Annotated in this window: 21 protein-coding genes; 9 read left to right on the top strand and 12 right to left on the bottom strand. The window is 75.6% G+C overall.

From position 1 onward, the window contains the following. Position 1: 1 nt before the first annotated feature. Positions 2 to 724, bottom strand: a complete 723-nt coding sequence (locus BMZ33_RS04435) for a YqjF family protein (protein WP_091108288.1) — start codon at positions 722 to 724, stop codon at positions 2 to 4. 51 nt (positions 725 to 775) lie between these two features. Between BMZ33_RS04435 and BMZ33_RS04430 the strand changes: the two genes are divergently transcribed. Further along, positions 776 to 1,549 carry an enoyl-CoA hydratase-related protein gene (locus tag BMZ33_RS04430; RefSeq protein WP_091108286.1) on the top strand — a complete coding sequence of 258 codons (774 nt, stop codon included), beginning with the start codon at positions 776 to 778 and terminating at the stop codon, positions 1,547 to 1,549. Here BMZ33_RS04430 and BMZ33_RS04425 read toward each other — a convergent pair. Then, positions 1,546 to 2,382, bottom strand: a complete 837-nt coding sequence (locus BMZ33_RS04425) for a hypothetical protein (protein WP_091108284.1) — start codon at positions 2,380 to 2,382, stop codon at positions 1,546 to 1,548. The two genes, BMZ33_RS04430 and BMZ33_RS04425, sit on opposite strands and share 4 nt — an antisense overlap. A 65-nt stretch (positions 2,383 to 2,447) precedes the next feature. Here BMZ33_RS04425 and nucS point away from each other — a divergent pair, with 65 nt between their 5' ends. The 3 genes from nucS to BMZ33_RS04410 all read left to right on the top strand — a co-directional run bounded on the left by nucS (position 2,448) and on the right by BMZ33_RS04410 (position 5,334). Continuing rightward, a complete protein-coding gene (gene nucS / locus BMZ33_RS04420) occupies positions 2,448 to 3,131 on the top strand; it encodes an endonuclease NucS (protein ID WP_091108281.1) in 684 nt (227 codons plus the stop codon). 108 nt (positions 3,132 to 3,239) lie between these two features. Continuing rightward, the gene (locus BMZ33_RS04415; protein WP_091108278.1) at positions 3,240 to 5,021 is read left to right on the top strand and encodes a 3-hydroxyacyl-CoA dehydrogenase family protein; all 1,782 of its coding nucleotides are present in this window, start codon (positions 3,240 to 3,242) and stop codon (positions 5,019 to 5,021) included. A 1-nt stretch (position 5,022) separates the two neighbouring features. After that, positions 5,023 to 5,334, top strand: a complete 312-nt coding sequence (locus tag BMZ33_RS04410) for a hypothetical protein (RefSeq protein WP_091108276.1) — start codon at positions 5,023 to 5,025, stop codon at positions 5,332 to 5,334. 17 nt (positions 5,335 to 5,351) lie between these two features. Here BMZ33_RS04410 and BMZ33_RS04405 read toward each other — a convergent pair whose 3' ends face one another. The 7 genes from BMZ33_RS04405 to BMZ33_RS04375 form a co-directional block, all read right to left on the bottom strand. Then, on the bottom strand, positions 5,352 to 5,927 hold the full coding sequence (locus BMZ33_RS04405) for a class F sortase (protein WP_091108274.1): 576 nt from the start codon (positions 5,925 to 5,927) through the stop codon (positions 5,352 to 5,354). 74 nt (positions 5,928 to 6,001) lie between these two features. After that, complete coding sequence (locus tag BMZ33_RS24395) at positions 6,002 to 6,889, bottom strand: DUF4397 domain-containing protein (protein ID WP_091108272.1); 888 nt, start codon at positions 6,887 to 6,889, stop codon at positions 6,002 to 6,004. A gap of 112 nt (positions 6,890 to 7,001) precedes the next feature. Then, complete coding sequence (locus BMZ33_RS04395; protein ID WP_136697192.1) at positions 7,002 to 7,823, bottom strand: hypothetical protein; 822 nt, start codon at positions 7,821 to 7,823, stop codon at positions 7,002 to 7,004. A gap of 202 nt (positions 7,824 to 8,025) precedes the next feature. Next, positions 8,026 to 9,414, bottom strand: coding sequence for a hypothetical protein (locus BMZ33_RS04390; protein WP_091108268.1), 1,389 nt, complete (start codon positions 9,412 to 9,414; stop codon positions 8,026 to 8,028). A 145-nt stretch (positions 9,415 to 9,559) separates the two neighbouring features. After that, entirely contained in the window at positions 9,560 to 10,891 is a 1,332-nt protein-coding gene (gene ccrA, locus BMZ33_RS04385) for a crotonyl-CoA carboxylase/reductase (protein ID WP_091108266.1), read from the bottom strand. Between the two features lie 110 nt (positions 10,892 to 11,001). Beyond that, positions 11,002 to 11,463 carry a methylmalonyl-CoA epimerase gene (gene mce / locus BMZ33_RS04380; RefSeq protein ID WP_091108265.1) on the bottom strand — a complete coding sequence of 154 codons (462 nt, stop codon included), beginning with the start codon at positions 11,461 to 11,463 and terminating at the stop codon, positions 11,002 to 11,004. 114 nt (positions 11,464 to 11,577) lie between these two features. After that, positions 11,578 to 12,426 carry an alpha/beta fold hydrolase gene (locus BMZ33_RS04375; protein ID WP_091108264.1) on the bottom strand — a complete coding sequence of 283 codons (849 nt, stop codon included), beginning with the start codon at positions 12,424 to 12,426 and terminating at the stop codon, positions 11,578 to 11,580. Positions 12,427 to 12,622: 196 nt separating this feature from the next. Here BMZ33_RS04375 and BMZ33_RS04370 point away from each other — a divergent pair, with 196 nt between their 5' ends. From BMZ33_RS04370 to BMZ33_RS04360, 3 genes are read left to right on the top strand one after another with little or no spacing between them, the layout of a single operon-like run. After that, on the top strand, positions 12,623 to 13,813 hold the full coding sequence (locus BMZ33_RS04370) for an acetyl-CoA C-acetyltransferase (protein WP_091108262.1): 1,191 nt from the start codon (positions 12,623 to 12,625) through the stop codon (positions 13,811 to 13,813). Beyond that, entirely contained in the window at positions 13,810 to 14,856 is a 1,047-nt protein-coding gene (gene meaB, locus BMZ33_RS04365; RefSeq protein WP_091108260.1) for a methylmalonyl Co-A mutase-associated GTPase MeaB, read from the top strand. Before BMZ33_RS04370 ends, meaB begins: the two co-directional genes overlap by 4 nt. After that, positions 14,853 to 16,319, top strand: coding sequence for a phytoene desaturase family protein (locus BMZ33_RS04360; protein WP_091108258.1), 1,467 nt, complete (start codon positions 14,853 to 14,855; stop codon positions 16,317 to 16,319). Before meaB ends, BMZ33_RS04360 begins: the two co-directional genes overlap by 4 nt. A 63-nt stretch (positions 16,320 to 16,382) precedes the next feature. On the opposite strand, the gene BMZ33_RS04355 is transcribed toward BMZ33_RS04360, so the two are convergent. Continuing rightward, entirely contained in the window at positions 16,383 to 16,679 is a 297-nt protein-coding gene (locus BMZ33_RS04355; RefSeq protein ID WP_091108256.1) for a PDDEXK family nuclease, read from the bottom strand. 454 nt (positions 16,680 to 17,133) lie between these two features. On the opposite strand from BMZ33_RS04355, the gene BMZ33_RS04350 reads away from it, so the two are divergent. Together BMZ33_RS04350 and BMZ33_RS04345 are read left to right on the top strand one after the other, a co-directional pair. Beyond that, the gene (locus BMZ33_RS04350) at positions 17,134 to 17,667 is read left to right on the top strand and encodes a MarR family winged helix-turn-helix transcriptional regulator (protein WP_091108254.1); all 534 of its coding nucleotides are present in this window, start codon (positions 17,134 to 17,136) and stop codon (positions 17,665 to 17,667) included. Between the two features lie 35 nt (positions 17,668 to 17,702). Then, positions 17,703 to 18,671: a tetratricopeptide repeat protein gene (locus tag BMZ33_RS04345; RefSeq protein ID WP_091108857.1), complete on the top strand. Its 969-nt coding sequence runs from the start codon at positions 17,703 to 17,705 to the stop codon at positions 18,669 to 18,671. A gap of 62 nt (positions 18,672 to 18,733) precedes the next feature. Here BMZ33_RS04345 and BMZ33_RS04340 read toward each other — a convergent pair whose 3' ends face one another. Both BMZ33_RS04340 and glgB read right to left on the bottom strand, forming a co-directional pair. Next, the gene (locus BMZ33_RS04340) at positions 18,734 to 20,134 is read right to left on the bottom strand and encodes a neutral zinc metallopeptidase (RefSeq protein ID WP_091108252.1); all 1,401 of its coding nucleotides are present in this window, start codon (positions 20,132 to 20,134) and stop codon (positions 18,734 to 18,736) included. 114 nt (positions 20,135 to 20,248) lie between these two features. Beyond that, positions 20,249 to 23,017: a 1,4-alpha-glucan branching protein GlgB gene (gene glgB / locus BMZ33_RS04335; protein WP_091108250.1), complete on the bottom strand. Its 2,769-nt coding sequence runs from the start codon at positions 23,015 to 23,017 to the stop codon at positions 20,249 to 20,251. Positions 23,018 to 23,067 lie beyond the last annotated feature (50 nt).

The raw sequence follows: 23,067 nt of genomic DNA, 5'->3' as shown, positions 1-23,067 counted from the left end.
GTCAGGTCGGCGGGCCGAAGCGGACGTCGACGCCGGGGGAGAACAGCACGCTGTCGGGCGGGCCGCCGATCCCGGGCAGCCCGGCCGCGGCGAGCAGGTCGCCGTCCCAGGTCAGGAGCTCGGCGCGGTACAGCGGCCAGGCGGGGTGCTCGTTCGGCCAGTAGTACGTCCGGCCGAGCACGGTCTCGTGCAGGCCCCAGCGGCCGGTGAGGAACCGCTCCAGCGGGCCGGGGTCTGCCAGCCGGGGTCCCACCCGCACCTCGATCCGGCCGCCGGCCCCCCGGGGACCGGGCCAGCGCCGCCGGGAGGTGTAGGTCAGCCGGTCGCCGTCGCGGGTGAACCGCATCCGCGACCACAGGTAGGGCAGGCCGGCGGCGCGGGCGACCAGGACGGGCAGCAGCCGGTCGGCGTCCAGGGACCGGAAGACGACGCCGCGGCGGCCGCGGGCGTCGACCGAGTACAGCCGGACGTTGGTCTCCAGGAACGACCCGACCCAGGGCAGGCCGGGGGAGCCGAGCAACCCGAGCCGGCGCATGCGGAAGGGCACCAGTCCCACCCAGCTGCGGCCCTCGTGGAGGTCCGGCTCGGTCCCCGGCGGCAGCAGCGGGGCGACCAGCGCGGGGTCGACCGACCAGTGCAGGAAGGCGACGTCGCGCCAGCCCTGGCTGAACAGCGTCCGGCCGGCGGCGCGGGGTGCGGTGTCGGTGACGTCCTCGGGCTGCACGTCCCCAGCCTGCGTTGCCGGACGGGCGGCGGGCGTGGTGAGGTCGCTCACATGAGTGCCGAGGGAGCTCCCCGCGTCGAGCGCGACGGCGACGTCGTCCGCATCACCATGTGCCGGCCGGCCCGGCGCAACGCGCTGTCCCGGGAGCACCTGGGCCAGCTGCTCGAGGCCGTCACCGGCGCCGGGCGCTCGGACGCGGCCGGCATCGTGCTGGCCGCCGAGGGGCCGGTGTTCAGCGCCGGCCACGACTTCGCCGACGTCGTCGACCGGCCACTGCCGGAGGTGCGCAGCCTGCTGGCGCTGTGCACCGAGCTGGTGGGCACGATCCAGACGGTGCCGCAGGTGGTCATCGCCCGGGTGCACGCCCTGGCCACCGCCGCCGGGTGCCAGCTCGTCGCCTCCTGCGACCTCGCCGTCGCCGCCGAGTCGGCTGGGTTCGCCGCCCCCGGCGGCAAGGGCGGCTGGTTCTGCCACACGCCGATGGTCGCCATCGCGCGCAACGTCGGCCGCAAGCGCGCCATGGAGATGGCGCTGACCGGTGACGTGATCGACGCGCGCACGGCGCTGGACTGGGGCCTGGTCAACCGGGTGGTCCCCGACGACGAGCTCGACGCCGCCGTCGACGAGCTCCTGGGCCGGGCGATCCGCGGCTCGCGGGCGAGCAAGGCGATCGGCAAGCAGACGATGTACGCGCAGCTCGACCGGCCCGAGCGGGACGCCTACACCACCGCCGTCGAGGTCATGGCCGCGACCAGCCAGCTCGACGGCGCCCGCGAGGGCATGCACTCCTTCCTGGAGAAGCGCGCGCCGGTCTGGACGGACTAGGCCAGGTCGGCGCAGCCGGACTCGTGCGGCAGCACGGGCCGGAAGGCGATCGACCAGCGGCTGCCGTCGGGCGTCACCCACGGGGTGAGCGCGTTCGCCATCCCGGCGGCGGCGAGCACGTCGGCGGCCTGCTGCCCCGTGGCGCTCACGCAGGTCAGCCCGGCGCCGACCGGGACGCCGGGCAGCTGCGGGCCGGGCCAGGCGACGTCGGGCTGCGGCAGCTCGGGGTCGCCTCCGGTGTACGGCCGGACGACGGCGGCCACGGTCTGCGGCACGTACGGCTCCGCGGTGGCGGGCAGCCCGGTGAGCGCGTCGACCAGGTCGCGCAGCCGGCCTCGCGCCTCGGCCTGCTCGGGGGTGACCGTGTCGTCGGGCGTCTCGGCGAGGGCGTAGACCTCCCGGACGGCGGTGCCCTCGTCGGTGACCAGGGTGAAGCGGGTCGTCGTCGCATCGGCCAGCGGCGGCTCGCCGAGGTCGCCGTCATCGGTCACGCCCGCGGCCACCGCCTGCTCGACCAGGTCGCGGACCGTCTCGGTGCCGACCTGCTGTACCTGCACGTTCGGCAGCGCCGGCGCCGGCCAGATCGCGATCTGCGGACCCTGGGTGAACACCCGCCCGTCGCCGTGGACGGTGACCACCGGCAGCCGGGTGGCCAGCGCCTCCGGCGTGGTGAACCCGCCGGTCTGCGCCACCTCCAGCACCAGCCCCGCCGGCAGCGGCGCGGGACCCGGGGACGGCGCCGTCCCGCCGCTGCCGGAGCTCGTGGCGCAGGCCGCGGTGAGCACCAGCAGCAGGACGGCGGTGACGACCGGACCGGGACGCGTGCTCCTCACGGTCCTGCGACGCCCGGCCCGGCTCGGCGGTTCCCGCCGTGACCCGACCGGTACCGTCGGCGCCCGTGCGTCTGGTCATCGCCCGCTGCTCGGTCGACTACATCGGGCGGCTGACCGCCCACCTGCCCATGGCCAACCGGCTGCTGCTGGTCAAGGCCGACGGCTCGGTGTCGGTGCACGCCGACGACCGCGCCTACAAGCCGCTGAACTGGATGACGCCGCCCTGCACCCTCAAGGACGAGCTGGTCGACACCCCGGACGGCAGAGCGGGTACCTGGACGGTCACCAACAAGGCGGGTGAGCAGCTGGTCATCACCATCGAGTCGGTCGAGCACGACTCCTCCCACGAGCTCGGCGTCGACCCCGGCCTGCAGAAGGACGGCGTCGAGGCCGAGCTGCAGCGGCTGCTGGCCCTGCACGTGGAGACCTTCGGCGCGGGCTGGTCGCTGGTGCGCCGCGAGTACCCCACCGCGATCGGCCCGGTCGACCTGCTCTGCCGCGACGCCGACGGCACCACCGTGGCGGTCGAGGTCAAGCGGCGCGGCGAGATCGACGGCGTCGAGCAGCTGACCCGCTACCTCGAGCTGCTCAACCGCGACCCGCTGCTGGCGCCGGTCAAGGGCGTGTTCGCCGCGCAGGAGATCAAGCCGCAGGCGCGGGTGCTGGCGCACGACCGGGGCATCGACTGCGTGACCGTCGACTACGCCGTCCTGAAGGGCACCGACGACCCCACCCAGCGCCTGTTCTGACGAAGGACCCCGTCCTCCTCACCCCTCGCGAGCCCGGGGCGAGCCTCTGGACGGGGCCGGCGTGGTGAGAGACTCGTCGCCGACGATCCGTTGTGGAGGGATGGCAGCGTGGCCAGAGAACTGACCGAGGTCGGCGTGGTGGGGCTGGGCACGATGGGTGCCGGCATCGCCGAGGTGCTGGCCCGCGCGGGCCTGTCGGTGACCGCCGTCGAGATCAGCGGGGACGCGCTGGCCCGGGGCCGGGCACACGTCGAGCACTCCACCGGGCGCGCGGTGGCGCGCGGCAAGCTGGAGCCCGCCGAGCGGGACGCCATCCTCGGGCGGATCCGGTTCAGCACGGCGCTGGAGGACCTCGCCCAGGCCGAGCTGGTCGTCGAGGCGGTCCCCGAGCGGATGGAGCTCAAGACCGACCTGTTCGCGCAGCTGGACAAGATCTGCCCGCCGGACACCATCCTGGCGACCAACACCTCCAGCCTGTCGGTGACCGAGCTGTCGGTGGCCACCGGCCGGCCGAGCAAGGTCATCGGGATGCACTTCTTCAACCCCGCGCCGGTCATGAAGCTCGTCGAGGTGGTGCGCACCGTCGTCACCGAGCCCTCGGTCATCGAGGACGTCGAGGCGCTGGCCGCCCGGCTGGGCAAGGTCGACGTCACGATCGGCGACAAGGCGGGCTTCATCGCCAACGCGCTGCTCTTCGGCTACCTCAACCACGCCGTGGCCATGTACGAGAACCGCTACGCCAGCCGCGAGGACCTCGACGCGGCGATGCGGCTGGGCTGTGGCCTGCCGATGGGCCCGTTGGCGCTCATGGACCTCATCGGCATCGACACCGCCTACGAGATCCTCGACACGATGTACAAGCAGTCGCGCGACCGGCTGCACGCACCGAGCCCGGTCATCAAGCAGATGGTGACCGCGGGCCTGCTGGGCCGGAAGTCCGGCCGCGGCTTCTACACCTACGCGGCCCCCGGCTCGGCCGAGGTCGTCGCCGACGAGCAGACCCCCGTCCCCGGCGGGACCACCGAGGGCGCCCGCCCGGTCGCCACCGTCGGCGTCGTCGGCTCGGGGACCATGGCCACCGGCATCGTCGAGGTGGTCGCCAAGGGCGGGTACGACACGCTGTTCCAGGCCCGCTCCCCGGAGAAGGTCGAGGCGGTCCTCACGGCGCTGCGCCGCTCGCTGGACAAGCAGGTCGCCCGCGGGCGGCTCGACGAGGCCGGCCGCGACGAGGTCATGGGCCGGGTCCGCGGGACGACGTCGCTCGACGAGTTCGCCGACCGCGACCTCGTCGTCGAGGCGGTCGTGGAGTCGCTGCCGGTCAAGCAGGCGCTGTTCGCCGCCCTGGGCGAGATCGCCCGGCCCGGTGCCGTGCTCGCCACGACGACCTCCAGCCTGCCGGTCATCGAGTGCGCCAAGGCCAGCGAGCGCCCGGGCGACGTGGTCGGCCTGCACTTCTTCAACCCCGCGCCGGTGATGAAGCTGGTCGAGGTGGTGAGCACCATCGCCACCGCGCCCGACGTCGCGGCCACCGCGCACGCCGTCTGCGGGCAGCTGGGCAAGCACGCGGTGTCCTGCTCGGACCGGGCCGGGTTCATCGTCAACGCGCTGCTGTTCCCCTACCTCAACGACGCGGTGAAGATGCTCGAGGCGCACTACGCGACCGCCGACGACATCGACGCGGCGATGAAGGTCGGCTGCGGCTACCCGATGGGCCCCTTCGAGCTGCTCGACGTCGTCGGCCTGGACGTGGCGCTCGCCATCGAGCGCGAGCTCTACACCGAGTTCCGCGAGCCCGGTTTCGCGCCCGCGCCGCTGCTCGAGCACCTGGTGACCGCCGGGTACCTCGGCCGCAAGGCCGGCCGCGGCTTCCGGGACTACTCCGGCCGCTGAGGTGCCCCGCCGGGGACGACGCAGCAGCGGGGGGCGGCCGGCCGGCCGCCCCCCGCTGTCGCGTCGCCGCGAGGACGTCGAGGAGGCCGCCGACGGCGACTGGGTGGTCCGCACGCTGACCGGTGCGGCCAGCACCAAGCCCTACCGCTGCCCGGGCTGCGACCAGGAGATCCGGCCGGGGACGCCGCACCTGGTCACCTGGCCGGCCTACCCGCGCGACTCCGACCACGACCCGTGGGACACCGACTCCGCCGCCGACCTGCGCCGGCACTGGCACACCGCCTGCTGGCGGGCCCGCGGCCACCGGCGGTAGGAGGAGGCCCCGCTGCCTCACCCCACCAGCGTCGCGAAGACCACCACGTTGTCCTCGTAGCTGCGCGCCGCGCGGTCGAAGTCGCCGCCGCAGGTGACCAGCCGCAGCTGGGCGTCGGCCGTGGGGCCGTAGACCGACGCGGTCGGGAAGGCGTCCTTGGGGTGGCGCTCGACGTCGGTGACCCGGAAGCGGGCCGTCGTCCCGTCGGCGCGGTCGACGAGGACCTCGTCGCCGGCGGCCAGCTCGCGCAGCCGGGAGAAGACCGCGGGGCCGTCGACGGAGTCCACGTGACCGGCGAGCACGGCGGGGCCGACGTCGCCGGGCACCGTGCCGCCGGCGAACCACCCGGCCCGGCCGAAGTCGGCCGGGGCCTCGAGGGCGCCCGCGGCGTCCAGGCCGAGGTCGACCAGCGGGGTGTCCACGCCGATGGCCGGCACCCGGACGCGGGTGGGCGGCGCCGAGGGCGCCCGGGTCTGCTGGACCACGACCACGGGTGGCGGCGTCTCGCGGGCCTGCGCGGCCGCCGGGGGGGACCCGGCCGGCGCGAGCAGGGCGAAGCCGCCGGCACCGGCGGCGAGGACGGCCAGGAGCACCCGGAGGGCGGCCGGCCCGCGGCCGCGCGGGGCACGGTGACGCGGCCGCCGGGCAGCACCGTGCCGCAGAGCCCTCACCGCACGCGGGACCGCGCCGCGTGCCGGCCGGGACCGCGTCCCGCGACCGCCCGGGTCGCCACCAGGACCAGCCCGGCGCCGGCGGCCAGCGAACCGGCCACCACGCCGGCCGTCACGGGCAGCGGCGCGCCGTCATCGGCGGTGCCGCCCGCACCCGCCTCCACGCCACCGGCCGGGACGACGCCGGGGCCGGCGGCGTCCAGGGCGGTCTGCACGGTCAGCCCACCGCCGGGGCGGTCGAGCACCAGCACGCTGTACACCGAGCCCGCGGCCACCTGCACCGGCAGCTCGGTGGCCTGGCCACCGGCCGGCGTCACCGTGATGGCCGTGGCGCCGGCCGGGACGTCGACGTAGGGGGTGGTGTCGGCGAACGCCAGGCCGCCGGCCAGCGCCGGCCCACCCGGGACGGCGACGTCGAGGGTCTGCGCGCCGGCGGCCGCGGCGACGACCCGCAGCCGCGCGCTGCCCGGGGCCGGGGGCGTGAGGTCGTCCTCGAGCACCTCGAGGCCGAGGTCGGCGAACGGGCCGACGCCGGCCACCGTGCGGGCGCTGTCCGCGTCGACCTGCACGGTCGTGGACAGCACCGGCGGGGTCCCCGGGTCGGCACCGGCGGGCCGCATGCTGATCGCGTAGCTGCCGGGCGGGACGTCCTGGTACTCCGACACCGTGCCGTAGTCGACGCCGGGGAAGACCTGGCCGACGGCCGGGTCGGCGACCGAGTCGACGTAGACGTCGACGGCCGGGGTGTCGGGGGAGAGGTGGGCCAGCCGTAGCAGGCCGCCCTCGGCGGCGTGCGCCGCCGAGGCCGGGAAGCCCACGACGGCCGCCGTCAGCGCCGTCACCGCCAGGAGCCGGCCGGCTCCCGCACCCCGTGTCGCCGTCACTGGTCCTCCGCTGCTGGGGGATCCGCGGGCGTCGCCGCGGGGAGTGGTGTGGGAACGAGGCACAGTGGACCCCGCCGGCCGTCGGTGCGCACCTCGGGGGGTCCCGGGCGCGTCACCGGGTCGCGGCGGTCACCACCGCGTCGGGGTCCGAGACGTAGCAGAACGACACCAGCACGCCCCCAGGGGTCACCGTCACGTCGTCGGGAGCGAACGGCGGGAGCTGCGCCTCCAACCAGGACACCAGGCGCCGGGTGGCCGCCGGGTCGGCCGGCACCGCCGCGTCGCCGAGCCGGGTCAGCACGGCCCGCCGCGCCGGCGTGCCCGAGCCCTCCTCGCCGGGCAGCCGGGGCAGGCCGCCGATCCCGACGCCGTCCTGGGCGGCCAGGGCGGCGAGCAGGCCGAGCAGCCGCTGGTCGACCTCGGCGCGGGCGAGCACGTCGGCGGTCGCGCCGTCGGCGCCGGTGGTCGGGTTGGCCAGCAGCGCCGCGGCCAGCGCCTGCCGCTGCGCGAACTCCTCCGCGGTCGGCCCGCCCGGCGCCGGGTCGACCACGAGCAGCGTGCTGCCGTTCCCGGACCGGTCGAAGCCGGCCACGACACGCGACCCGCCGGGTGCCGGGCCGACGACGGCGAGCAGCGCCCCGGGCGGCACGCCGTCCTCCGCCGGCCGCAGCCGGTCGGCCGGGACGCCTGCCGCGGCGAGCTCGTCGCGGACCGCGGCGGAGGCGGCCACGTCGGTGCCCACCGGCAGCGCCGCGGCCAGCCAGTCGGCGACCGGCGCGGGCGCGGCCGCCGACGGCGCCGACGACGCTCCGGGGAGCGGGTCCGACGGGGTCGCGCCGGCGACGGGGGCGGAGGCGCCGCCGGCGGCGGACCCGACGAGGACGGCACCTGCGACCACGACGGCCAGCCCGAGCGCCAGCAGGCTGCCGCGCACGGGGGGCGCGGTCAGCAGGGCCGACCGGGCCCGGTGCTGCGCCCGGTGACGGTGCGGTGGCCGGGCGGGGTCGCCCCGGGACGCCGTCGGACCGGTGGGTACCGGGCCGGCGGTGTCGGGCACGGACACTGCCTACCGCGTCACCGGCCGCAGCGCGCGGGGACGGTCGACGCGGCCGGTGTCACCGCGTCCGGGGGAGCGGTCAGCGCTGCCCGGGGACGGCGGGCTGGCCGCCGGTGTCCGACGGGGCGCCCGGGCCGACGGCGGGCTGCACCTTCGTCCGGGGACCGTCGGCGTCGGGGGCCACGGCCTCCTGCTCGGCGGTCACCGTGCGCGTGGCGCCCGTCGGGGGTCCCGCGTGCCGGCCCTGCCCGCCCGTGCCCGCGCCACCCTGGTCCGGCGCGGACACCGGCCGGATCTGCTGGGTCTGGGCGGACGGGGCCTCCTGCGCGGGCAGGGGCTGCACGGCCGGCTGGGTGGGCGGCGCCGACGGCCGGGTCGGCTGGCGGGCGGCCGCGGCCTCCCCGCCTGCTGCGGGGCCCTCGGCCGGCCGCGCCTGCGGCGCCGGGCGCGGCGGCACCGGCTGTCCGCCGGTCTGCGGGCCGACGACCCGCTGCATGCCGGTCTGCGGTCCCGCCACGGGCTGGATCGCCGTCTGGGGGCCGGTGGGCGGGGGTGCGGTCCGGGTGTCGCCGGTGCGCCGGCCCTCGGCCTCCCGGCGCGCCGCGGACGGCTCCTGGGGGGCGCCCTGCGGGGGCGCGGCCGGCCGGCCGGCGGGCTGCTGCTGGGGCCGGTCGGCGAGGTCGGGCAGGGCGGAGAGCACCCGGCGGGCCTCGGTGAGGCGTGCGGTGAGCTCGTCGCGCACCCGCCGGATCGCGGCGGCGGAGGCCTCGGCCTCCCCGACGACGCGGGCCGCGTGCGCCTCGGCCGCGGCGACCCGCTCGCGGGCGGCCTGGACGGAGGCGCGCTCGCGCTCCTCCTCGGCCCGGGCGGCGTCGGCGCGACGGGCGCGCTGGGCGATCTCGAAGTCCTCCTCGACCTTGGCGCGGCGGGCCTGCGACTCGGCGTCGAGCCGGGCGACCTTCTCCTGGGCCTTGGCCACCAGCTCGTCGGCACGGATCTGCGCCTTGCTGGCGATCTGCTCGGCGTTCTGCCGGGCCTCGGCGAGGACGTGCTCCACCTCGGCGCGGCCGGCCGCCTGGCGCTCGAGCATGGCCCGCTCCTCGGCGGCGGTGTGCTCGCGCAGCGCCCGGGCCTCCTGCTCGGCCCGGCCGCGGATGTCGGCGGCCTCCTCCTCGGCCAGCCGGAGCATGTGCGAGATGCGCTCGCTCATGTTCTCGAAGGTGGCGGGGCCGGCGTTGGCGGCCTTGCGGCGCAGCTGCTCGATCTCCGCGTGCATCGCCGAGAGCTGGCCGGCGAGGTCGGTCGAGCGGCTCGCGGCGGCGTCCCGGTCGGCCAGCGCGACGCGGATGTCGGCCTCGAGGCGCTCGATGGTCTCGGCCACCTGGTGACGGTCGTAGCCCCGCAGCACCACGTCGAACGAGTGCTGGGCCTCGCGCATCGGCAGCAGGTCGCGGCGGGGATCGCTCATGCGGCCATCCTCGCAGAGTCGGGGGAGGGGCGTCAGCGTGTCCGGGTGGCGCCCCCGTACCTCCCCCAGGGTGCCCGGGCCCGGCGGCACGGCACCGGACGGCGCGCGGTCCCGGACCCGCGGGCGGGTCCGGGACCGGCACGGCTCAGACGCCGCGGAAGCGGTTGATCGCGGGGAGGTGCTTCTCCCGCTTCTCGCCGTCCTTGACGCCCAGGCCCTCAGTGGGGGCGAGGGTGAGCACGCCGACCTTGCCCTGGTGCAGGTTGTGGTGGACGTCGTAGGCGGCCTGGCCGACGTCGTCCATGGCGTAGGTCTTCGACAGGGTGGGGTGGATGAGGCCCTTGTCGATGAGCCGGTTGGCCTCCCACGCCTCCTTGTAGTTGGCGAAGTGCGACCCGACGATCCGCTTGAGGTTCATCCACAGGTAGCGGTTGTCGTAGGAGTGCATGTAGCCGCTGGTGGAGGCGCAGGTGACGATCGTGCCGCCCTTCTTGGCGACGTAGACCGACGCGCCGAAGGTCTCCCGGCCGGGGTGCTCGAAGACGATGTCGACGTCGTCGCCGCCGGTCAGCTCGCGGATCCGCTTGCCGAGGCGCTGCCACTCCTTGGGGTCCTGGGTGTCCTCGTCGCGCCAGAACTTGTAGCCCTCCGCGGAGCGGTCGATGACCAGCTCCGCGCCCATCTTCCGCACGATGTCGGCCTTCTCCGGGCTGGAGACGACGCAGACGGGGATCGCGCCGCCGTTGAGCGCCATCTGGGTGGCGTAGGAGCCCAGCCCGCCCGAGGCGCCCCAGATGAGCACGACGTCGCCCTGCTTCATCCCGGCGCCGTTGCGGGAGACCAGCTGCCGGTAGGCGGTGGAGTTGACCAGGCCCGGGGCGGCGGCCTCCTCCCAGGACAGGTGCGCCGGCTTGGGCATCAGCTGGTTGGACTTGACCAGGGCGAGCTCGGCGAGGCCGCCGAAGTTGGTCTCGAAACCCCAGATGCGCTGCTGGGGGTCCATCATCGTGTCGTCGTGGCCGGCCGGGTCCTCCAGCTCCACCGACAGGCAGTGCGCCACCACCTCGTCGCCCGGCTTCCACCGGTTCACCCCCGGGCCCACCCGCAGCACCACGCCGGCCAGGTCCGAGCCGACCACGTGGTAGGGCAGGTCGTGCCGCTTGGTGAGGTCGTTCTGGCGGCCGTAGCGCTCGAGGAACCCGAAGGTGGAGACGGGCTCGAAGATCGACGTCCACACGGTGTTGTAGTTCACCGAGGAGGCCATCACCGCCACGATCGCCTCGCCCGGGCCCAGCTCCGGGGTGGGCACCTCCTCCACGTGGAGGGACTTGCGCGGGTCCTTCTCCTTGGCGGTCAGGCCGGTGAACATGTCCTGCTCGTCCTTGCGCACCAGCACCGCCCGGTAGGACTCCGGCACCGGGAGCCCTCCGATGTCGGTGAGCTGGTCGGCGAGGATGGCGTCCCTGATGGCGTCCACGTGTCACTCCCGGGTCTTCGTCGGCTCGGAGGGCGGGGCCGTGCGGCGGCAGGTTACCGACTGGTAACCGGCGCTCCCGCACCGGGGACGGGGCCCCGGCGCCGGGGGTCTCAGGAGGGGGTGCGGGCGGGCTCGACGAGCTCGACGAGGACGCCGCCGGCGTCCTTGGGGTGGACGAAGTTGACCCGGCTGTCCGACGTCCCGCGCCTGGGGGTGTCGTAGAGCAGCCGCAGGCCGCGCTCGCGCAGGGTGGCGCTGACCGCCTCGACGTCGTCGACCCGGAAGGCCAGCTGCTGCAGGCCGGGGCCGGAGCGGCCGATGAACTTCGCGATCGTCGACTCGGGGGTCAGCGGGGCGAGCAGCTGGATGCGGGTGTCTCCGGTGCCGACGGCGAGCATGGCCTCGCGGACGCCCTGCTCCTCGTTGGTCTCCTCGTGCACCGACCGCACGCCGAAGGCCTGCGCGTAGAAGGCGATGGCCTCGTCCAGATCGGGGACGGCGATGCCGACGTGGTCGATGGTGGTGAACAGCTCGGCGGGCAGGCCCGTGGGCGTCGCGTCGTGTGCGGTCACCGCGCCATCGTGGCGCAAGACGTCTGAGACGACCTACAGACTGTGGTGCGCATCACGCGCACGGGGCCCGCCGCCCGCGGTGGTGCGACGGGCCCCCGGGCGGCAGGTCCTCCCTCAGCGGGCGAGGAAGCCCAGCAGCGCCCGGTTGAACTGCTCGGCGTGCGAGGCGTTGACGCCGTGCGGGCCGCCCTCGATCACGACCAGCTCGCTGCCGGCGATCGCCTCGTGTGCCCGCTTCCCGCTGACCTCGAACGGGACGATCGCGTCGCTGTCGCCGTGGATCACCAGCGTCGGCACGGTGACCGCCGCGACGTCGGCCCGGAAGTCGGTCCGGCCGAAGGCGGTGATGCAGTCCAGCGTCCCCTTGGGCGAGGCGAACGCGGCGATCTGCAGGGCGTACTGCCGCTGCGCCTCGCTGACCGCCGGACCCTTGAGCAGGCTGCTGCCGCCCGGGGTGAAGAAGTCCTTGGTGAAGCCGTCGAGGAAGGCCAGCCGGTCGCCGCGGACGCCGGCCCGGAACTGCTCGATGGTGGCGTCGTCGAGGCCGCCGTCGGGGTTGTCGTCGCTCCGGTACAGGTAGGGCGGGACGGCCGCGGCCAGCACGGCGCTCCGGACCCGCGCGGTGCCGTACCGGGAGAGGTAGCGGACCACCTCGCCGCCGCCCATCGAGAAGCCGACGAGGGTGACGTCGGTCAGGTCGAGGCTGCCGAGCAGCGCGTCGAGGTCCGCGGCGAAGGTGTCGTAGTCGTAGCCGGTCCAGGGCTGCGAGGAGTCGCCGAAGCCCCTCCGGTCGTAGGTGACGACGCGGTGGCCGGCCTCCACGAGGGGGCCCACCTGGGCCTCCCAGGAGCGGCCGGACAGCGGCCAGCCGTGGATGAGCACGACGGGGCGGCCGGAGCCGTGGTCCTCGTAGTGCAGCTCGACGGGCCGGCCGTTCTCGGTGCCGACGGTCAGGCGGGGCACGGTGTCTCCTCTGCTGGGGGTGGGGCGTGATCCCTGACGGCCTACCCGGTCGTGCACCATCGAACCCCGGCGCCCGTCGACCCGGTTCGAGAACCGATCTATCCTGATCGGCAGCCCTTTCGCCGCGACCTGCCGTCCTGTGCCGGTGCGGCCCGACCCGCGGTCGCCGGCGGCGGCGACCGGCACTGGAGGCACCATGTCCCGCTCGGTCATCGTCAGCGGCGCCCGGACGCCGATGGGCCGCCTGCTCGGCTCGCTCAAGGACTTCTCCGCGGCCGACCTCGGCGCCGTCGCCATCAGGGCCGCGCTCGACCGCGCCGGGATCTCCGGCGACCAGGTCGAGTACGTGATCATGGGCCAGGTGCTGCAGGCCGGCGCCGGCCAGAACCCGGCCCGCCCCGCGGCCGTCGCCGCCGGCATCCCGATGACCGTGCCGGCCATCACCGTGAACAAGGTGTGCCTGTCCGGCCTGAGCGCCATCGCGCTGGCCGACCAGCTCATCCGCGCCGGCGAGTTCGACGTCGTCGTCGCCGGTGGGCAGGAGTCGATGACCCAGGCGCCGCACCTGCTGCCCGGTTCCCGCAGCGGCACCAAGTACGGCAACGCCACGCTCGTCGACGCCATGGCGCACGACGGGCTGTCGGACACCTTCGACCAGGTCGCCATGGGGGCGCTGACCGAGCAGGCCAACAGCCGCTACGACCTGACCCGCGAGGAGCAGGACGCCTTCGCCGCCGAGAGCCACCAGAAGGCCGCCCGCGCCGGGAAGAACGGGATCTTCGAGGAGGCCATCGCCCCGGTCCTCATCCCGCAGCGCAAGGGCGACCCGATCGAGTTCCGCGACGACGAGGGCGTCCGCGCCGACACCACGGTCGAGACCCTGTCGCGGCTCAAGCCGGCCTTCGCGAAGGACGGCACCATCACCGCCGGCACCGCCTCGCAGATCTCCGACGGCGCCTGCGCGGTCGTGGTGATGAGCGCCGAGAAGGCCGCCGAGCTGGGCATCACCCCCATCGCGGAGATCGGCGCCCACGGCGTCGTCGCCGGCCCCGACGCCACGCTGCAGAGCCAGCCCTCGCGCGCCGTCCAGCGGGCCTGCGAGCGGGAGGGCATCGACCCGAAGGAGCTCGACCTCGTCGAGTTCAACGAGGCCTTCGCCGCCGTCGCGCTGGTCTCCACCCGCGAGCTCGGCATCGACCCCGAGAAGGTCAACCCCAACGGCGGCGCCATCGCCCTGGGCCACCCGATCGGCATGAGCGGCGCCCGGATCGTGCTCGACGTGGCGCTGGAGCTGCGCCGCCGCGGCGGCGGCGTGGGTGCCGCCGCGCTGTGCGGCGGCGGCGGCCAGGGCGACGCGCTGATCCTGCACGTGCCCGCGAAGGCGTGACCCCCGACGGCCTCGCCGTCCGGACCGGCGCCCCTGTCGCCCCCCTCGGGCGCCGGGGGCGCCGGCACGTCGACGTCCCCGACCTGGTCGCCCGCGCCCGCGACGGCGAGGCCCGCGCGGTGGCGCGCCTGATCTCGCTGGTCGAGGACGCCAGCCCGGTGCTGCGCGAGGTCGCCGCCGCGCTGGCCCCGCACACCGGGCACGCGCAGACCATCGGCCTGACCGGTGCCCCGGGCGTGGGCAAGTCCACGACGACGACCGCGCTGGTGCGCGCGCTGCGGGCGGCCGGCCGGCGGGTGGGCGTGCTCGCCGTCGACCCGTCGTCGCCCTTCTCCGGCGGGGCGCTGCTCGGCGACCGCGTGCGCATGCAGGACCACGCCGGCGACCCCGGCGTCTACATCCGCTCGATGGCCTCCCGCGGGCACCTCGGCGGACTGTCCTGGGCCGCGCCCCAGGCGCTGCGCGTGCTCGACGCGGCCGGGTGCGACGTCGTGCTGGTCGAGACCGTCGGCGTCGGGCAGTCGGAGCTGGAGATCGCCTCGCTGGCCGACACCACGCTGGTGCTCGTGGCTCCGGGGATGGGCGACGGCATCCAGGCGGCCAAGGCCGGGATCCTCGAGGTCGCCGACGTGCTCGTCGTCAACAAGGCCGACCGCGACGGCGCCGACCAGACGGTGCGCGACCTGCGCTACGCCCAGTCGCTCGGCGGGCGGCACACCGGGCCGGGCGCCTGGAGGCCGCCGATCCTGCGCACGGTGGCCGCCCGGGAGGAGGGCGTGGAGCGGGTCCTCGCCGAGGTCGAGGCGCACCGCCGCTGGCTGGAGGGGTCCGGCGAGGGCGCGCGCCGGCGGACCGAGCGGGCCGCCCGCGAGATCGAGGCCCTCGCGCTGGCCGGGCTCCGCGAGCGCATGGGCCAGGTGCGCGGCTCGGCGGCGCTGACCGCGCTGGCCGGCGAGGTGGTGGCGGGGGAGACCGACCCCCACCGCGCCGCCGACCGGCTCCTCGCGCAGCTCCGAGGCCCCGCGGGCAGACTGACCCGGTGAACGGGAAGCCGGACGCCGTCGTCGTGGGAGCCGGGCCGAACGGCCTGGCCGCTGCCCTCCGGCTGGCCGCCGCCGGCCTGCGCGTGCAGGTGGTCGAGCAGGCGGACAAGCCCGGTGGGGGGATGCGCACCGAGGAGCTGACCCGGCCGGGCTACCGGCACGACACCTGCTCGATCGTGCACCCCATGGCCGCCGCGGCCCCGTTCTTCCGCGAGTTCGACCTGCCCAGCCGGGGCGTGCGGCTGCTGCACCCGGAGGTCGCCTACGCCCACCCGCTCGACGGCGGGCAGGCCACGGTCTCCCGGTACTCGCTGGACGAGACGGTCGAGGGGCTGGGGGTCGACGGCCCGGCCTACCGCCGCCTCTTCGAGCCGCTGGTCGAGCACGGCCAGGACGTCATCGACTTCTTCCTCACCAGCGAGCTGCGCCGGCTGCCCACGCGCAGCACCACGGCGATCACCCACTTCGCGCTCAACGCGCTGCCCAACGTCCGGTGGCTGGCCCGCCGGTACTTCGAGACCGACGGCGCCCAGGCGCTGGTCACCGGTGCCGCCGCGCACGGCATGCTCGACCTGGCCCGGCCCCTCACCGCGGGCCTGGGCCTGGTGCTCGGGATGCTGGCGCACCACCGCGGGTGGCCGCTGGTCGAGGGCGGCTCGCAGCGGCTGGCCGACGCGATGGTCACCGCGCTGGAGCAGCAGGGCGGCGAGGTCGTCACCGGGCACCTGGTCACCGACCTGCGCGAGTTCGACGGCGTCCCCGCGGTGCTGCTCGACACCACGCCGCGCGCGCTGGTGCAGATGGCCGGCGACCGCGTCCACCCGGGCTACCGGCGGTGGGTGTCGCGGTACGAGCACGGCCCCGGCGTCTTCAAGATCGACTGGGTGCTGTCCGAGCCGGTGCCGTGGGCCAACCCGGAGGTGCGGGAGGCGGGCACCATCCACGTGGCCGGGACGATGGCCGAGACGATGGAGGGGGAGTCGGCGCCGGCAGCGGGGCGGATCACCGACAAGCCCTACGTCCTCGCCGTCCAGCCGACCGTCGTCGACCCGACCCGGGCCCCCGAGGGCGGGCACGTCTTCTGGGCCTACGTGCACGTGCCGCACGGGTCCGACGTCGACATGACCGCCGCCATCGAGGCGCAGGTCGAGCGGTTCGCGCCCGGCTTCCGCGACACGATCCTCGAGCGGGCGGTGAAGAACGCCCCGGCGATGGAGGCGTGGAACCCCAACCACGTCGGGGGCGACATCTCCAACGGCGAGGCGTCGCTGCGGCAGATGCTCTTCCGCCCGGTGCCGCGCTGGAACACGCACAAGACGCCGCTCCCGGGCGTCTACCTGGCGTCCGCAGCCACCCCGCCCGGGCCCGCGGTGCACGGGGCCTGCGGGGACAACGCGGCCAAGGTGGCGCTGCGCGAGGTCTTCGGCATCCGGCGGCCCCCGCCCCTGCGCCCCGCCGTCTGACGTCCCGTCGCCGGTCGCGCCGAGATGCGGCACAGCGTGGTCACCCGGTCCGCATGACGACGCTCAGGCGCATCCCGGTGCGCGGAGGAGGCCGCGCAGGCGCAGCAGCAGCGCATCGGGTCGGTGGAGGTCCGCCGCGGTGGGGAAGACGGCGCGCCGGCCGGCCGCGGTGAGCCGGTCGAGCCGCGCCCGGTCCGCCCGGAACCGGGCCGGGTCGCCGTGCCACACGCCGTCGTACTCCAACGCCAGGCGGTGTGCCGGCCAGGCGAAGTCCACCCGGGCGACGAACCCGCCACCGTCGCGCACGACGTGCTGGGCCGCCGGCGCAGGCAGGTCGGACCGGGACAGCAGCAGGCGCACCCGGGTCCCCTGTGGGGACTCGGCCAGCCCCGTCGGCGAGCGCAGCGACCCGGCGGACGTGTCGGCGGTCCCGCCCGGTCAGGTCAGCAGCCAGGGCCCGCACCTCGCGCACGCCGACCAGGCGACTGCGCAGGAGGCGGTCGAGGTGCACCACGGCCTCGTCGAGCGGGCGGGCCCGGGACGGGTCCAGCGCCGCGCGCAGCGGTGTGGTGAGGCGGGTCGAGCCCCGCGTCGTCACGTCGTCGGGGGCCCGTGCGCGGCGACTCAGGAGGACCCCGTCGACGGCGCCCGAGCGACACGACGGAGGAACGGTGCAGGCGACCGCGTCGGCGCACGGCGTTCGATCCGCGGAACGCCCGGCCGGTCAGCTGGGGTGGACGGATCGGTGGTCGGGGCACGAGCGTGCACGGTGTCGCGGACGGCTGATCCAGCGCACCCGGGTAGCGTCGGCGGCATGGCTCGGGCGCTGGGGCTGCCGTTCGACCCGATCGAGCGCGCGGGGGAGAGCTGGGAGCAGCGCTTCGGGCCGGCCGCGGCGATGCGCGCGGCGACGTCGGTGTTCCGGGTGCAGCAGATCCTGCTGGCCCGCTTCGACGAGGTGCTGCGCCCGCACGGGCTGACCTTCGCCCGCTACGAGGTGCTGGTGCTGCTCACCTTCAGCCGCACCGGGCGGCTGCCGCTGAAGGTGATCGGCAGCCGGCTGATGGTCCACCCGACCAGCGTGACCAACGCCATCGACCGGCTGGTCGCGGCCGGGTTCGTCGACCGCCGGCCCAACCCCGCCGACGGCCGGGGCGTGCTGGCCGGCATCACCGAGCGCGGGCGCGAGGTCGTGGAGGCGGCCACCGGCGACCTCACGGCCCTCGGCTTCGGCCTCGGCGACCTGCCCGAGGCCGAGCTCGACACCCTCTTCCAGGTGCTGCGCCGGGTCCGGCTGGGCGCCGGCGACGTCGCGGGCGTGGAGGCGGCCCCGTCCGCCGAGGGCTGACACCGCGCCCGCCGGCCGGTGGGATCATGGGTGGCATGCAGCCCACCCGTCCCGGACGCCCCGACCCGCGCGCGCAGGCCCAGCAGGCGCAGCTGGCCGCCTCCCTGGCCGGTGCGGTCGACCTCGCCGCCGTCAAGGCGCGCTCCGAGGCCGCCGCGCGGGCCCAGGCCGCCCCGCCGCCGAGCGCCGCGGCCCCCGCGGGCGCGCCCGGCGCGGCGGTCGTCGACGTCACCGAGGCCACCTTCCAGACCGAGGTCCTCGACCGCTCCTTCCAGGTGCCGGTCGTGCTCGACCTGTGGGCCGAGTGGTGCGGCCCGTGCAAGCAGCTGTCCCCGGTCCTCGAGCGCCTCGCCGCCGAGGGCGGCGGCTCGTGGGTGCTGGCCAAGGTCGACGTCGACGCCAACCCCGCGCTCGCCCAGGGGCTGCGCGTGCAGGGCATCCCGGCGGTCAAGGCCGTCTGGCAGGGGCAGCTGGTCGCGGAGTTCACCGGCGCCATCCCCGAGGAGCAGGCCCGCCAGTTCGTCACCGAGCTGGTGCGCGCCACCACCGGCGGCGCGGTGCCCGGCGGCGCCGAGGGCGAGGACGACGGCCTCGACGACCCCCGCCTGGACGCCGCCGAGGCCGCCCTCGAGCGCGGGGACCTGGAGGCCGCCGAGGCCGCCTACGCGGCGATCCTCGAGACCGAGCCCGACCACCCCGTCGCCGGCCTGGCGCTGCGCCAGGTGCAGCTGTTCCGCCGCGCCGACGCCGCCGGGCCCGACGCGCTCGCCCGGGCCGACGCCGAGCCCGACGACGTCGAGGCGCAGACCCGCGCCGCCGACTTCCTGCTCGGCACCGGCGACGTCGAGGGGGCCTTCACCCGCCTGGTCGACGTCGTCCGGCGCACCGCGGGGGAGGACCGCGACCGGGCGCGGCAGCACCTGGTGGAGCTGTTCGACGTCGTCGGCGGCGAGGACCCGCGGGTGGCCGCCGCCCGCCGCCAGCTCACGGCCGCGTTGTACTGAGCGGCCCCCTCGCAGGGGCCCGCCGCGAGCTCGCGAGCGGTGGGGGGCGAGGGGGTCCTTCCTCAGGCGCCCACGTCGCAGGGGCCGGCGCCCTGCAGGAAGCCGGCGCGGAAGACGTCGACCAGCTGGAAGCCGGTGAGCTCGACGTCGGCGAGGACGTCGGGGTCGTTGCCGTACTCCAGCAGGAACTGCACGCTCTCGTCGAGGTCGCCGGGGGAGATGGTCACCGTCGACAGCTGCTGGTTGTAGACCTGCGCGGAGTACCAGCCGGTCAGGCACACGGCCGACTGGAGCGCGCCGGTGTCGCCGGTGGACAGGCCCAGCTGGTCGCGGGCGGCCAGCGCGTAGGGGATGGACACCCCGGTGACCACGGCGAAGTCGCCGAGCTCGTAGGCGTCGCGGGCCAGGCCGCTGTCGTAGGCGACCAGGCCCGCGTCGCCGTCCCCGCCGTCGGCGCAGTACACCAGCGCGACGTCGGCGCCCGCGCACCCCGGCGGGCTGCCGCTGAAGGTGTCCAGCGCCGGCGCGGTGAAGGTGCCGTCGAGCACCTCCTCGAACGCCCGGCTCCAGAACTCGGGCAGCGACGCGGCGAGGATGTCCTGGGTGTCGTCGAAGGGCGCGTTGCCCCGGTTGGCGAAGTCGGTGTCGCTGGTGAACTCGCCCTGGGTGAACACCCGGTCGGGGCCGAAGCGGTCGCGGCAGGCGGTCGGGCCGTCGTCGAAGCCCTCCTGGAACGCCGAGACGCGGTCGAAGTAGGAGCCGTGCGCCTGCTGCTCGCCGCTGCCGGTGCCCACCGGGTCGCGCAGCAGGAAGTAGCCGCGCAGCAGCTGGTCGAGGTCGTCGGTGTCGAGCTGCGCGTACTGGGCGCTGCCGTCGGCGACCCACGCCGTCCAGGCGCCGGCGAGGCAGTCGGCCTGGGTCTCGGTGGCGATCGAGGTCTGCGGGTAGCCGACCCGGCCCTGCACCGCGTGGCCGAACTCGTGCGCCATGACCAGCTGGGGCAGCACCTGGCCGTACTCGGCGGCGAGCTGGCCGAGGAAGGCGCGGTCGTAGCTGATCGAGTCGGAGTTGGGCACGCCCTGCGCCGAGCAGTAGAAGGCGTTGTTCTCCAGGTCGCGCGGGTCGGTGCCGCAGCCGATGCCCTCGGGGTAGGCGCCGGGGTCGACGTCGTTCGGGTCGACGCTGAAGTAGCCGCCGGTCAGCGGCGGGAAGGCCTCCCCGTACACGTCGGGGAAGGTCCCGGCCCAGTAGGTCTCCAGGTCGGCCAGCGCGTTGCGGGCCAGCGTGTCGATCGGCCCGTCGGTCGCGCCGACGATCGGCACGGTGCCGTCGCCCACCGACTGCTGGGGCGCGAGCTGCGAGCTCGGCTGGCCGATGACGACGTAGGAGCACCCCGACGTCGCCAGGACGCCGAGTGCCGACAGCACGACGAGTGCGCCCCGGGAGCGCGAGCGGAGGTCCATCGCAGGCCCCCTACCCGGGACGGGCCTGCGTGAACGCCGGAGCAGACCGCTTACCGGCGGCGGCGCCCGGACGCCCGCGGCCGGCGTCCGGACCCCGGACGCCGGCCGTGCGGGTCACCCCTCGTGCAGCAGCCAGACGGTGCCCAGCGGCGGCGCCGACAGCGTCGCCGAGTACGGCTGGCCGTGCCAGGACTCCTCGACGGCGTCCACCCCGCCGTAGTTGCCGACCCCCGAGCCGCCGTAGCCCTCGGCGTCGGTGTTGAGCACCTCGCGCCACCGCCCGCCGTGCGGCAGGCCGATCCGGTAGCCGTGGTGGGCCTGCCCGGAGAAGTTGCAGACGACGGCCAGCGCCTGCTCCTGCGGGCCGCCGTCCCCGCCGCGGCCGTGGCGCAGGAAGCTGAGCACGTTGCCCGAGGCGTCGTTGGCGTCGATCCACCGGAACCCGGACGGGTCGACGTCGAGCGACCACAGTGCGGTCAGCTCCCGGTAGCGGGCGTTGAGGTCGGTGACCAGCTGCAGGACGCCGCGGTGCGCCGGGTCGTCGAGGTGCCACCAGTCCAGCGAGCGGCTCTCGGCCCACTCGGCGTCCTGCGCGAACTCCGAGCCCATGAACAGCAGCTGCTTGCCGGGGTGGGCCCACATGTAGGCCAGGTAGCTGCGCACGTTGGCCAGCTGCTGCCACCGGTCACCGGGCATCTTCCGCAGCAGCGAGCCCTTGCCGTAGACGACCTCGTCGTGGCTGATCGGCAGCACGTAGTTCTCGGAGTAGGCGTACATCATCGAGAACGTCAGCTGGTTGTGGTGGTAGCTGCGGTACACCGGCTCGCGCTCGACGTAGGACAGCGAGTCGTGCATCCAGCCCATGTTCCACTTGAACCCGAAGCCCAGGCCGCCGAGGTGGGTGGGACGGGTGACGCCGGGCCAGGCGGTGGACTCCTCGGCGATGGTCACCACGCCCGGGACCTCCCGGTAGACGGTGGCGTTGACCTCCTGCAGGAACGACACCGCCTCGAGGTTCTCCCGCCCGCCGTGCACGTTCGGGATCCACTCGCCCTCCTTGCGCGAGTAGTCCAGGTAGAGCATCGAGGCGACGGCGTCGACCCGCAGGCCGTCGACGTGGAACTCCTGGCACCAGAACAGGGCGTTGGCGACGAGGAAGTTGCGCACCTCGGTGCGGCCGAAGTTGAACACGAACGTGCCCCAGTCCGGCTGCTCGCCGCGGCGGGGGTCGGCGTGCTCGTAGAGCGCGGTTCCGTCGAAGCGGCCCAGCGCCCAGTCGTCCTTGGGGAAGTGCGCCGGTACCCAGTCGACGATGATCCCGAGGCCGGCCTGGTGAGCCCGGTCCACCAGGTGGCGGAAGTCGTCAGGACTGCCGAACCGCGACGTCGGCGCGTAGTAGCTGGTGACCTGGTAGCCCCACGACCCGCCGAAGGGGTGCTCGGCGACCGGCAGGAACTCCAGGTGGGTGAAGCCGGCCTCGACGGCGTAGTCGACCAGCTGCTCGGCCAGCTCCCGGTAGGACAGGCCCTGCCGCCACGAGCCGAGGTGGACCTCGTAGACGCTCATCGGCCGCTCGTGCCAGTTCCCGCGGGCGCGCTCGGCCAGCCAGGCGTCGTCGTTCCACTCGTGGGTGGACTCGACGACCACCGACGCGTTGGCCGGCGGCACCTCGGTGGCGAAGGCCATCGGGTCGGCCTTCTCCCGCCACACGCCGTCGGCGCCGAGCACGTGGAAGCGGTACCGGGTGCCGGCCTGCACGCCCGGGACGTAGAGCTCCCACACGCCGATGGAGCCCAGCTGGCGCATGGGGTAGGCGCGGGCCTCCCAGTAGTCGAAGTCGCCGGTGACCTTCACGCCCTGGGCGTTGGGCGCCCAGACGGCGAAGGAGACGCCCTCGACGGGCCCGCGCGGGGTGTCGTAGCGGCGCACGTGGGCGCCGAGCGCCTGCCACAGCTGCTCGTGGCGGCCCTCGCCGATGAGGTACTGGTCGAGCTCGCCGAGCGTGGGCATCCAGCGGTAGGGGTCGTCGACGACGTAGGTGTCGCGGCCGCCCCGGCCGTCGAGGTAGCCGACCTCGATCCGGTAGTCGCCGGGCTGCGTCGGCAGGGTGGCCTCGAAGACGCCGCTGCCGTGGATCTGCTGGGCCTCGTAGCGGGTGTCGTCCTGGTCGACGACGGCTACCGAGACCGCGTCGGGACGCAGTGTGCGCACCACCCAGCCGTCGGCCGCCGGGTGGGCGCCGAGCACGCGGTGCGGGTCGCGCGACCAGCCCTCGACGACGGCGCGCAGGTCGTCGGCGCTGACGTCGTCGGGCACCGCCTCGCCGGTGACCGGGCCGCCGGCCTGCTCCTCGGACGGGGCCTGCGGTGCCGGCTCGGGTGCCGGCTCGGGTGCCGCCTCCGGGGCCTGCGGGGTCGACGGCGCGGCCGGGTCCGGGTCGGGCGCCTCGGGCTGCCCGGCGGGCGCGCCCGCCGGCGACCCGGGCTCCGCGATCGGCGCGGGGGCCACCACCGGCGTCGCGGTGCCTCCCTGCTCGGCCACGACCTCCTCGGTGGGCACCGCCGCGGTGTCGGCGGCGGTCCGCCCCGCCGGGGTGCGCTCGGCCGCGGCCGTGGCCGTGGCTGCGGCCTTCTTCGTCGTCCGCTTGGCCTTCTTCGGGGCGGCGGGCTCGGCGTCGCCGCCGTCCGCGGTCGCGGCGGCGGCGGCCTTCTTCGCGGGGGCCTTCTTCGCGGCGGCCTTCTTGGCCGGGGCGCGCTTCCTGGCGGGGGAGGGGTTGACGACGGGCTCGCTCTCGGCCGCCTCGGCCTGCGCCGTCCTCTCCTCGACCACCCGCTGGAGCTCCTCCTTGGTGGCCGGCGCGTCCGTCGATTCGTTCGTCGTCATCGTCGCGTTGCCGTCCTCTGCCTCGTCGTGTGGGGCCGTGCTGCGGGGGC

Source organism: Geodermatophilus dictyosporus, assembly GCF_900115505.1.
GTDB lineage: Bacteria > Actinomycetota > Actinomycetes > Mycobacteriales > Geodermatophilaceae > Geodermatophilus > Geodermatophilus dictyosporus.
This window is presented reverse-complemented; position numbering and strand designations above follow the sequence as displayed.